Genomic DNA, 11921 nt, shown 5'->3' on the forward strand with positions numbered 1-11921 from the left:
TAATATAATGAAGAAATCCAAGAGACGAAATAAAAGAGGTACCTATGAGCAGGCACCTCTTTTTACAGTATAAAATTTTAGCGTTTTCCACTATCAAAGGTTTCTCCAACAGCCTTTGGAGCTTGTGATGACTTGGAGAATATAACGAGCGCGATTAGCGTCACTACATATGGGAAAATTTTCAACAAGATTGGCGGAATAACAGCCAACTCTGGAATTACTTGAGAGACGTTTGCAATCGTACTCGCAAATCCAAAGAATAATGTCGCTGCCAGCACACCTAGCGGTTTCCACTGACCGAAAATCAAGGAAGCCAATGCAAGGAAGCCAAGACCTGCAACAGTCCCAGTGAATTCTCCTGACTGTGTGACAATAATCAAGGCTCCTCCCAATCCAGCGAAAGCTCCTGAAATCAATACCCCACTGTAACGGACTTTGCGGACGTTGATCCCTGCTGCTTCTGCAGCCTGCGGGAATTCACCACATGAACGTAACCGAAGACCGAACCTTGTTTTATATAAAATGAATGAACTTGCGAATAGAATAACCAATACAAACCATGTTGTTGGATACGTTTTTGTGAAAAACAAAGCTCCGATGACAGGAATATCAGAAAGGAAAGGGACATTTGACGGTGAAAAACCACTTGAAATCCGGATGTTTCCACTTCCAGTCATATTCCGTGCAAGAAACACGGTCAGGGCAGTAGCAATCAAATTGATTGCCGTACCACTGATGATTTGGTTGGCATTCAGGTTAATGCTTGCAAACGCGTGCAATACGGAGAAAATCACACCTGCAAGTACTGCAGCCAGCAATCCAAGCCAAAGCACCAATGTGTGGTTGTCCAATACGCCGCTCAGGTAATGAATGGATAGAGCGCCAGAGAATGCACCGATGACCATCAATCCCTCGAGGGCAATATTAACAATACCGCTTCTTTCACTAAAAAGTCCGCCGAGTGCTGTAATAAGAAGAGGAATTGTAAAGATAATCGCGTAAGGAAAAATTTGTTCTATAATTGACCACATCTTATGAATCTCCCTTCTCGACTACAGGACCACTTTTATCTGCTTTGTTTGATTTTTTAGCCTTGAATTTGTTTAGCAGACGCTCAATCATTACACTTGTCGCTGCAAAATAAATGATGATCGCGATAATAGTATTCGCCAATTCAGGTGGAATTTCTGTCATAGCATTCATGAATCCGGTGCCAGAGTATAAAATCCCGAACAGCACTGCAGCGAAGAATACACCTACAGGATGATTTGCACCGAGAAGTGCGACCGCGATACCATCGTAACCTTGTGAAGGAAGAATACCAATTTGAATGCTTGAGGCATTACCTGTGTACAATGCTACACCGCCAACACCTGCAAGTGCACCGGAAATCAACATGGACAAGATGATGTTACGGTTAACTTTCATACCTGCATATTCCGCAGCAAACCTGTTAAATCCAACCGCCTTCAATTCAAATCCCAATGTTGTCTTATCGATAATGAAGGCAATTATGATTACGGCAATAACTGCAAGGAACAAACCTAAGTTAATATAAGAACCATCAAACATCTCTGTCAGGAAAGGCGTTCTCAAAGTATCTGTTTCTGCCAGTTTCTTAGACTCTGTTTCAAGGAATTCTCCCTTGAAATAACCAGGAACAATATAGTAAATCGACCAGTAAGCGATCCAGTTCATCATGATTGTTGAAACAACCTCATGCACATTGAACTTTGCTTTAAGCAAACCAGGAATGTAAGCCCATAATGCACCGGCAACCAGACCTGCAAGAACCATTGCCAAAAGAAGGATTGGCCTGGATAAATCGAAAGTCAAAGCGACTGCTGTCGCTGCGAGGCCCCCAACCAGCATCTGTCCAGATGCTCCAATGTTAAAAAGACCTGTACGGAAAGCAAAAGCGACAGACAAGCCAGTAAATACGAGCGGGGTTGCTGTAGCCAAAGTATTACCGATACGCTCCAGATTTTTCAGCGCCCCCTGAAGCAAATAGGCATAGCCTTCGATCGGGTTGCTGCCGATGAAAAGCATCAAGATTCCTCCGGCCACCAGCCCTAGAATAATAGAAATTAATGATACGATGGTATTTCTCATATGCTTCTCTCCTTAGACACGCCTGCCATCATTAGACCAACTTCATTTTCGTTAGTTTCAGCTGCATTTACGACCCCTACCAGCTCACCATTGTTTACAACAGCGATACGATCTGATAACTGTAAAACCTCATCAAGTTCCAATGAAATCAGCAAAACTGCGTTGCCTTTGTCACGGTGTTCAATAATCCTTTTATGGATATACTCAATTGATCCAACATCAAGACCGCGTGTTGGCTGAACCGCAATCAAGAGCTTAGGATCCAGCTCCAACTCTCTTCCGATGATTGCTTTTTGCTGGTTGCCTCCGGAAAGAGTCCTGGCAATGGAAGCTGCACCTTCACCAGAACGAACATCAAAGTTCGTCAAAATCTTTTGTGCATATGATTTCATAGCTTGAACGTTCAATAGTCCATTTTTGGAGAAAGGCTGTTTGTTATAAATTTGTAAAACCATATTTGATTGAAGTGTATAGTCAAGTACCAGACCGCGTTTATGCCTGTCTTCCGGAATATGGCTAATTCCCTTTTCATTTCTTTGTCGGATTGGAAGATCGATGATTTCATCGCCATAAATAAGGACTGAACCAGACTCTGCTTTTCTTAACCCCGTGATCGCTTCCACTAGCTCTGTCTGTCCGTTGCCTTCTACTCCTGCAATACCGACAATTTCTCCCTCACGTACTTCCAACGAAAAATCCTTCAGTCCTAATACTTTTCTATTATTTTTAACTGACAAGGAATCTATTTTAAGTACTACTTCACCAGGAGTACTTTCTTTCTTATTCACTTTAAAAGAGACCTGACGTCCGACCATCATTTCGGCAAGACTTGCTTCACTGGCTTCTGCAACATTGACAGTGCCAATGCCTTTACCACGTCGGATTACCGTACAACGGTCAGCAACTGCCTTTATTTCTTTAAGTTTATGAGTGATTATAATAATAGACTTACCTTCTTTAATAAGATTGCGCATGATCTTCATCAATTCTTCAATTTCTGATGGAGTAAGAACAGCTGTTGGCTCATCCAAAATCAAAACGTCCGCTTCACGGTAAAGCATTTTCAATATTTCTACCCTTTGCTGCATACCTACTGATATATCTTCAATTTTAGCGTGAGGGTCTACATTCAAACCATAATGCTTTGATAATTCTTCAATTCTTTTTGCCGCTTTATTAATGTCAAGCACCATTCCTTTAAGCGGCTCACTGCCAAGGATGATGTTTTCTGTTACAGTAAAGTTTTCAACTAGCTTAAAGTGCTGATGTACCATCCCGATACCCAAACGGTTGGCAACATTAGGATTAGTAATCTTCACTTCTTTGCCATTTACTTTTATTTCTCCTCTTTCAGGCTGATACATGCCGAACAGGACACCCATCAAGGTTGACTTCCCTGCACCGTTTTCACCTAACAGTGCATGTATTTCCCCTTTTTTAAGGGTAAGGGTAATATTATCGTTGGCTACAATACCCGGGAACTCTTTCCGAATATTCAACATCTCAACTACATAACTCATAGTAGCACTCACCTTTGTATTAGACTCTATACCTATTAAGAATAGCGTAAGCGCCTTGGTCAGCTTCTCAAGGATAGACCGCGTTCCATAAGGAAGTGATACAACAACTTCCTTTGGGCACCGATTGTTTGGAAGCAAGGCTCTGGAGCTGTACATTTCTAGATCAAAACGAAAAATAGCTATATACATTTTATATATTTTCTAATATTTTCCGTATCGGGTTTTATAGACAAAAGAGACGGAAGAGACCGTCTCTTTTGTATTATTTTACTTAAACAAATCTCCTTGTTCAGAAGAGACCTTGATTTCTTCAGATTTAATCTTTTCGAAAACCTCATCAACTTTGCTCATTGTATCATCGCTCAAGTTAGGGTTTTTTTCTGGAAGGCCGATTCCATCATTCTTAGCATCAAAAATTAATGTTTCTCCGCCAGGGAACTTGCCATCAAGCTCTGCTTTAACCATGTCATAAGAAACTTGGTCAAGCTTCTTCATAGCAGAAGTTAGGATGACTGACTTATCACCTTCGTATTTTCCATCTTCATACTGGTCTACGTCAACACCAACGATCCAAACATTATCTCCAGCCTTAGCACGGTTTTTAGCTTCGTTGATTGCACCGACACCTACACCACCAGCAGCAGTGAAGATAACATCTACGCCACGATCATAGAATTGAGCAGCAATCTGTCCACCAGCAGCAGCGTTGTCGAATGAACCTTGGTATACTACGTTTTCAGCCTTGATTGTTACGTTTGTTCCAAGGTTTTCATTGGCATATTTAAGTCCTTGCTGGAAGCCCCAGTTGAACTTTTGTACAGCAGGGATTTCCATACCGCCGATGAATCCAGCTTCGCCTTCTTTCAATTCAAGAGCAGAAGCTACACCCGCAAGGAAGCCTGATTCGTGCTCAGCGAAGAATACTGCTACAGTGTTATCTTTAACAACAGGGTTGTAATCTCCATTGTGCGGATTCCCATCTAGGATTACAAACTTTGCATCTTCATATTTATCTTGGGCTTGGAAAACAGCTGTTTCAAATTTAAAGCCCGGTGTAACGATGAACTTGTATCCTGCATCGTATAAGTTGCCCATTTCTTTTAAGTATTCTGCTTCAGTAGTTCCTGCTGGCTTTAGGTACTTTGTCTCTACGCCGAATTCTTCTTCAGCCTTAAGAATTCCTTCCCATGTACCTTGGTTGAATGACTTGTCATCAATTGTACCAGCGTCAGTAACCATACCTACTTTTAAGTCTGACTTTTTGCTGTTATCGCTACCGCCCTCATCACTTCCGCAACCTGCCAGCATCGTACCTGCAGCTAAAAGCAGTGACATTACCAAACCAAATTTACGCTTTTTCAAGGTTTGTACCCCCCAGAGAATGTTTGTTGGATTTCGCAGGAATGTTCTGAAAAGCCTATTAGTTAGCGTTTTCAATTCAATGAAAAATTAAACCCTTTTTCTAAGAACATGAAAACTGAACTTGTCGGCTTTAAAGTAGTTTACCGAGTAAAGAATTGGCTCATCGTTTTCGTCGAAATGCATTTGCTTCAACACGAGCAGTGCAGTTTCCGGATCACAATCTAAGATTGGTGAAATTTTCTCGTGATAGCCTATTGGCTCAATCTGGGCAACTGCATAGGTCACTTTGCGATTGGACTTTGCCTCAATTAAATGAAGCAATGACTCATCTTCATGAGAAAAGTCGCTAGGCAAGATGTGTCCCGGAATTTTGTCTAAACAATAGACAACTGGTTCTCCGTTTGCAGTCCGCACTCTTTCAACAAGAGTAATTTCTTCATCAACAGAGCATGAAAAACGACGGATATCCTCTTCGGTAGGTCCTGTAGTCATTGAGTTTAAAAAGATTGTCCCGGGTTTCATCCCTGCCTGCTCAATCATTCCTGTAACACTATTAAGTTGTTCAATCCCTGATTCGAACAAAGGCTTGGCATTCACAAAAGTACCTACTCCATGACGGCGGATAATGACGTTTTCTTCTTCAAGAATTCGCAACGCTTCACGGAGGGTCGCTCTGCTTATACCCAGTTGCTTGGCAAGATCAAATTCAGAAGGAAGCTTCTCTCTTTCTTTATAAACTCCTTTTTGAATATCTTGCTTCAGGTGATCGATTACTTGTAAATACAGGTGCCGGTTATCTGACTTGATCGACATGAGGCGTTCCTCCAACCTTTGCTCAAGACATCAGACATCTGATGTATAGCATTCCTACTAATCGAAAATACTATAACACTTTTTCTGACATAAATAAATAGTGTTTCAACAATTTGTCGAAAAAAGCTAGTATAACCAAAATTGTCATTTTTTCCGGGACAAAAAACCTATATTTTTGATATAATAGTATTTTGTAAGCGGTTTTAATAGTATGACATTATTATACCTCCTATAGGAGGTATGTCCTATAGAAAAAGCAAAAGCCGGATGTGACCATCCGGCTTTTGTCTTTTTTCCAGTATCGATTTTAAGCCTCTTCTGACTTAGCTACCAGGACGGTCCTTGGTTTACTTCCTTCATAAGGACCCACGACTCCACGGAGCTCCATTTCATCAATCAGCCTCGCAGCGCGTGAATATCCTATTCTGAATCTCCTTTGCAGCATGGATACAGAAGCTGTTTGCATTTCCACCACAAGATCTACAGCATCACCGTACAAATCATCTTCAACCTCAGATGTGTTCTCAGGTATATCTTCTGGAATCATTTCCTCCTGATACTGTGCCTTTTGTTGGCCAATGACGTAGTTTACAACCTCTTCAACCTCTTCATCCGATAAGAAAGCTCCCTGGACCCTGACAGGCTTGGATGCACCGACCGGCAGGAACAACATATCTCCTCTTCCTAGCAGCTTTTCGGCGCCGCCCATATCAAGAATCGTCCGTGAGTCTGTCATCGAAGAAACAGCAAATGCAATTCTTGACGGTATATTTGCTTTGATTACCCCTGTAATGACATCAACAGACGGTCTCTGCGTAGCAATGATCAGATGTATACCTGCAGCACGAGCCATCTGTGCCAGCCTGGTAATTGAATCTTCAACATCAGAAGATGCGACCATCATTAAGTCCGCTAGCTCGTCCACAATTACGACAATGAATGGAAGCAGAGGCTGGTTCGCTTCTTCTTCGCTATTGTACCTCTTAATATATTCATTGTATCCTTCTATGTTCCTTGTGCCAGTGTGTGAGAAGAGCTCATAGCGCCTTTCCATCTCACTGACCACTTTTTTGAGTGCCTGGGATGCTTTCTTAGCATCGGTGACAACAGGGGCAAGCAGATGTGGAACTCCATTATAAACATTCAACTCGACCATTTTAGGATCAATCATCATCAGCTTGACTTCATGAGGCTTTGCCTTCATGAGAATACTAGTGATAATACCGTTAATACATACACTCTTGCCGCTTCCCGTAGCACCAGCAACAAGAAGGTGGGGCATTTTATTCAATTCTGCAAGCACTGCTTCACCTGTAATATCGCGTCCTAAGCCGATTTGCAGTTTGGACCCAGGTTTGTTGTGCTGCTTTGATTCGATAACTTCCCTTAAAGAAACCATTGCCACCTCGGAATTAGGTACTTCTATCCCTATAGCTGACTTTCCGGGTATAGGGGCTTCAATCCTGATATCCTTCGCAGCCAAAGCTAAGGCCAGATCATCATTCAGGCTTACAATTCTGCTGACCTTGACACCTACATCGGGGTGGACTTCATACTTTGTAACAGCAGGACCAAGATGTACCTGGGTTACCCTTGCCTTTACGCCAAAGCTGTGGAATGTACGTTCAAGCTTGGCTGCATTGGCATGGATCATTTCGTATTCTCCACTCTGGTCGGTTTTATTCGGAAGCTTCAATATTTCTATCGGCGGCAGCTCATATGAGGTATTCTCTACCTCAGCAAAAGTTATGGACTGTGGCAATTCGTCACCATCATTTTCTGTGTCAGTTGCAGTTTTAGCCTTCTTCTCCGGCTGCTGTGATTGTGCTTCAGCAGTGTTTGCATAGGCTCGCTCCGCAAAGCTGGAGATAATCGGCTCCGGAGATGGCTCCTCGGTAAGATCAATTGTTTTTTCAACAGACGCTTCCTGCGAATCTGCCTGTTTGCTCTCGGTTTTTGCCTGTTTCGTTTCGAGCTTCTTGGCTTCCTTTTTATGCTGTTGATCTTCTTTCCACTGCTTTAGATCATCAATGAATGAAACCCACTGGCCTTTGATAAAATTGCCAATCGGTGTAAGTATTTTCCCCGCAACTTCGCTAAAGGTCTTCCCTGTAACGAGGATCGCTCCAAAGATAATTAAAAGAAAAGCAATCAATTGAGATCCCGCTGCATCAAACAAAAAGTAAAACAGTGCAAACATCACAGCCCCGATCATCCCGCCTCCAAGGTCTGTCGTGCTTGTCTCTCCTTTTGCCTCCATGACATATAAATCAAAAGTATTTTTAATGACACTTGGATCCTCGAACTTACCTCCATTGGATAACAGTTCGAATAACGTCACGTGGCTTAATAACAAGATTGCACCAACAATCAGATATGTACCAATCAATTTGGTATGAAATATAAATGGCAGACTGCGTTTCCACATAATATAAATACTGAACACGACCAGTCCTACCAGACTGAGCATATACCATTCCCCGAAGAAAAAGCGGAAAAACATCACGACCGCCCTTCCTACAGCACCCAGATCCGCCATCGCTATGATGGCCAATGCGAGCAATGCTAACCCGGCAAGTTCATATTGAACTGTTGTTTTCAATGTACTCTTCTTTCTCGATTGCCGTCTTTTCTTCTTGGCCATTTTATCACCTGAATATTTATAGCTTCACTAACAGCATATTCAACGAGTCCTGTTCTCAAACTTCATAAGAAAAGCGCAAGCGCCTTGGTCAGCCCCGACAAGCGCTGGAGGGCCGACCAGTGAAGTCGCTCTTTGACTTCATTGGGCGGACCGAAATCGAAATGTATAGCCGACTGCCCAGAAACGCAGAAACTGGAGACTCCGACAAAGAAGCGCTTTTTGCTTCTGCCGGCGGAGTTGAAGTTTCGGGGTTTCTAGGAGGCGACACTAGACATGCGACCTCGAGGGGCTAGGCGCTGGAGCTAGACAGTAATCTTAGTGCAAAAGTTTAAACTTTCTTATAAAGGAAGAAAAGCAGCCCTATTCGGCTGCCAATGCTTTAGTGTATCCATATTATATCATATTTGCCAGTAGAAGCGGCACAATCGTTTATAAATAGCTGGAGTCCTAGCACTTTTCGAGGACTATCTAAACTGATTACATTTTTAACACTCGCACAAACCAAAGTGGCAGTTTTATTTATATCGAGAATCAACTTATCTAAGAAAGTGTAATTGTCGAACCCGGTAAACATGTAGGTTCCATGTAATGGTTTGGATCGGTACTCATTACCCTGACTACCCGATATTCGTGATTCTCGGTCAATTCAGCCATGATAGGGATTCCGTTATAGCTTATCATAACCTGGTTTACAGCCCCCTCTTCTGGAGGGAACACCTGATCATGCGGCATCATAGTATAAAGGATCATTGTACAATCACTTCAGACTTTTGTTTATTCAAATCAATTAATTCATTTAACTTCTTCATCGCCTGTCCTATGCCGCCGACTTCATGGATGAGACCGGTTTCTACTGCATCATGGCCGACAACGTTCGTTCCGATGTCCCTTGTCAGGTTACCTTTTGCAAACATCAGCTCTTTAAATGTTTCTTCGGCGATATTGGAGTGTTTCGTCACAAAATTAACGACTCTTTCCTGCATTTTATCCAGGTATTCAAAAGTTTGCGGAACGCCAATGACAAGTCCCGTCAACCTGATCGGATGAATTGTCATTGTTGCTGTTTCCGCAATGAACGAATAATCACATGAAACCGCAATAGGTACTCCGATAGAATGTCCGCCACCCAGTACAATTGAAACTGTCGGCTTTGAGAGTGAAGCCAGCATCTCCGATATAGCGAGTCCTGCCTCTACATCCCCGCCAACTGTATTCAAGATGACAAGCAACCCTTCAATATTCTGGTTTTGTTCAATAGCGACAATTTGTGGAATCAAATGTTCATACTTTGTCGTTTTATTATGAGGCGGAAGCTGCATATGACCTTCGATTTGACCAACAATCGTCAAACAATGAATTTTCGAATCCTGAGACAGCTGGGGTACATTCGTCTGTCCTAGCTGCTGGATTTTCTCAAGAAGACCAGATGGTTTGTTCTCCTTATCCCCTTGCTGACCTTCCTGGTTTTCTGAACTGAATTTATTCATATCCTTATGCTCCCTTCAGGCATGATAATTTTAGTATGAACATCATCATCAATTTCATTCCAGAGCGAAGAGTGATATAAAGTTTTTAATACGCAAAAAAATAAAAAAGCACTGGCATTGAGCCAGTACTTTTTCGTGTTTATTTAACTTCCATTATGATTGGCATGATCATTGGGCGGCGTTTTGTTTTTTCATATAAGTATTGGCTCAGTGAATCACGTATGTCTTGTTTTAAACTGTTCCAATCGAATGACTCTTTATTTGTATTTTTCTCCACAATCTCTTTTACCAGAGTTGAGGATTCTGCCACCAGCTTTTCGGATTCACGTACATAGACGAAACCGCGGGATATAATTTCCGGGCCGGCAGCAATTTTTCTGTCTGCTTTATTCAATGTGACGACTACAATTAAAACACCGTCCTGCGAGAGCAGCCTGCGGTCACGGAGAACAATATTGCCTACGTCTCCTACCCCGATTCCGTCAATCAATGTATTCCCTGCCTGCACCTTCTCTGTTGACTTTAGTTTTCCTCCAGAAATGTCAATCACGTCACCTCGGTCCGGAATGAAAATATTCTCTTCCGAAATTCCGCATGACTGTGCTAACTTTTTGTGGGCCTTGAGCATTTTGTGTTCACCGTGAACAGGAATGAAGAATTTTGGGTTCATCAGATTGATCATGAATTTCAGTTCTTCCTGGCTTCCATGGCTTGAAACCTGAACACTTTTTTTGCTTGATACTACATTTGCACCGGCTCGGTAAAGCATATCCATTGTCTTATAAATAAATACTTCACTTCCCCTTAATGGAGAAGCTGCAAACAAGACTGTGTCCCCTTCCTGGATATTCACCTGGGGATGCACTTGTTTAGCCATTTTCTGCAAAGCCTCGATCGGCTCTCCCTGATTTCCTGTCGTTAAAATAACCACTTGACTATCTTCGTACTTCTCCAAATCATTTACCGATATAATCAAGTCCTCTTCTACCTGTATGTAGCCGAGTTGTAACGCTATATCATACACACGTTTCAGGCTTTTCCCTGCCACTGCTACTTTGCGGCCATTTGCCGCAGCACTGTCAAATAGATGCTGAATTCTGTTTAGGTCAGAGGCAAAGCAGGCAGCTATTATTCTGCCCTGTGCATTATAAAACACATTAGAAAGCTCAGCAACCACGGTTGATTCAGATGGAGTATATCCTGGTCTTTCAGCCTCTGTACTATCAGAAAGCAGGCAAAGCACTCCTTTTTCACCAATCGCAGCCATCTTGCCTATTTCAGGCTTGTATAGTGGTGCAGCAGCCTGATCGAATTTAAAGTCCCCTGTATGTACGATTGCGCCTTCTGAGGTATTAATGCTGATGCCAACTGAATCAGGGATACTGTGATTGGTCTTGAAAAAGGAGACAGACACACTGTCGAAATTCAAAACTGTATCTGCATTTATTTCACGAAAGTTAACTGAACCAGAGAATTCCTGTTCTTTCATCTTTTCCTTCGCAAGGGCAATAGTAAGCTTTGTTCCATAAACCGGAACATTGATTTTTCGTAAAACATAAGTTAATGCTCCAATGTGGTCTTCATGTCCATGCGTCAGTAGAATTGCCTTAACTCTTTCACTATTAGAAGTTAAATAAGAAAAATCCGGAATAACAATATCGATTCCCAGCATTTCATCTTCAGGGAACATTAATCCCGCATCAACAACAAAAATATCACCGTCCACTTCGGTGACGTACATATTCTTACCGATTTCCCCTACCCCACCAAGTGCGATGATTTTTATATTTTCATTTTTCTTCGTATTCAAGTCTACGCTCCTCCTATGTTGTTATATCTCCGACCGTGACCAATTACTAACATTATACTTGATGACAGAAAATCTTGACTTCTAATTATATACTTAATTTTATTTGGTCTAATTATAAATACATAAGTATACCATGGCTTATACTTAATTTAGCACATCTAATTTGTGCTAAA

General features: G+C 42.0%; 10 protein-coding genes. 1 reads left to right on the forward strand and 9 read right to left on the reverse strand.

Going from position 1 to position 11921, the window contains the following annotated elements:
* Nucleotides 1-77: 77 nt before the first annotated feature.
* The 6 genes from ACH0QE_RS24015 to ACH0QE_RS24040 form a co-directional block, all read right to left on the reverse strand.
* Entirely contained in the window at nucleotides 78-1031 is a 954-nt protein-coding gene (locus ACH0QE_RS24015) for an ABC transporter permease (protein ID WP_415802975.1), read from the reverse strand.
* Between the two features lies 1 nt (nucleotide 1032).
* Nucleotides 1033-2112 carry an ABC transporter permease gene (locus tag ACH0QE_RS24020; RefSeq protein WP_415802977.1) on the reverse strand — a complete coding sequence of 360 codons (1080 nt, stop codon included), beginning with the start codon at nucleotides 2110-2112 and terminating at the stop codon, nucleotides 1033-1035.
* Nucleotides 2109-3632, reverse strand: a complete 1524-nt coding sequence (locus tag ACH0QE_RS24025; RefSeq protein WP_415802978.1) for an ABC transporter ATP-binding protein — start codon at nucleotides 3630-3632, stop codon at nucleotides 2109-2111. The genes ACH0QE_RS24020 and ACH0QE_RS24025 overlap by 4 nt, the downstream gene beginning before the upstream one ends.
* Before the next feature lie 267 nt (nucleotides 3633-3899).
* Nucleotides 3900-4994 (reverse strand): BMP family lipoprotein, encoded by a 1095-nt coding sequence (locus ACH0QE_RS24030; RefSeq protein WP_415802979.1) that lies wholly within the window; start codon nucleotides 4992-4994, stop codon nucleotides 3900-3902.
* 87 nt (nucleotides 4995-5081) lie between these two features.
* The gene (locus tag ACH0QE_RS24035) at nucleotides 5082-5807 is read right to left on the reverse strand and encodes a GntR family transcriptional regulator (protein WP_415802980.1); all 726 of its coding nucleotides are present in this window, start codon (nucleotides 5805-5807) and stop codon (nucleotides 5082-5084) included.
* Between the two features lie 307 nt (nucleotides 5808-6114).
* Nucleotides 6115-8451: a DNA translocase FtsK gene (locus ACH0QE_RS24040; RefSeq protein WP_415802981.1), complete on the reverse strand. Its 2337-nt coding sequence runs from the start codon at nucleotides 8449-8451 to the stop codon at nucleotides 6115-6117.
* Nucleotides 8452-8570: 119 nt separating this feature from the next.
* On the opposite strand from ACH0QE_RS24040, the gene ACH0QE_RS24045 reads away from it, so the two are divergent.
* Nucleotides 8571-8744, forward strand: coding sequence for a hypothetical protein (locus ACH0QE_RS24045; RefSeq protein ID WP_415802983.1), 174 nt, complete (start codon nucleotides 8571-8573; stop codon nucleotides 8742-8744).
* A 247-nt stretch (nucleotides 8745-8991) separates the two neighbouring features.
* On the opposite strand, the gene ACH0QE_RS24050 is transcribed toward ACH0QE_RS24045, so the two are convergent.
* From ACH0QE_RS24050 to ACH0QE_RS24060, 3 genes are all read right to left on the reverse strand, one after another.
* Nucleotides 8992-9201, reverse strand: coding sequence for a YlzJ-like family protein (locus ACH0QE_RS24050; RefSeq protein ID WP_415802984.1), 210 nt, complete (start codon nucleotides 9199-9201; stop codon nucleotides 8992-8994).
* The gene (locus ACH0QE_RS24055) at nucleotides 9198-9938 is read right to left on the reverse strand and encodes a ClpP family protease (protein WP_415802986.1); all 741 of its coding nucleotides are present in this window, start codon (nucleotides 9936-9938) and stop codon (nucleotides 9198-9200) included. The genes ACH0QE_RS24050 and ACH0QE_RS24055 overlap by 4 nt, the downstream gene beginning before the upstream one ends.
* 139 nt (nucleotides 9939-10077) lie before the next feature.
* Nucleotides 10078-11748 carry a ribonuclease J gene (locus ACH0QE_RS24060; protein ID WP_415802987.1) on the reverse strand — a complete coding sequence of 557 codons (1671 nt, stop codon included), beginning with the start codon at nucleotides 11746-11748 and terminating at the stop codon, nucleotides 10078-10080.
* Nucleotides 11749-11921: the final 173 nt, after the last annotated feature.

Origin of the sequence: Mesobacillus sp. (assembly GCF_047739415.1) — a bacterium.
In the GTDB taxonomy this organism is placed as follows: domain Bacteria; phylum Bacillota; class Bacilli; order Bacillales; family Cytobacillaceae; genus Mesobacillus.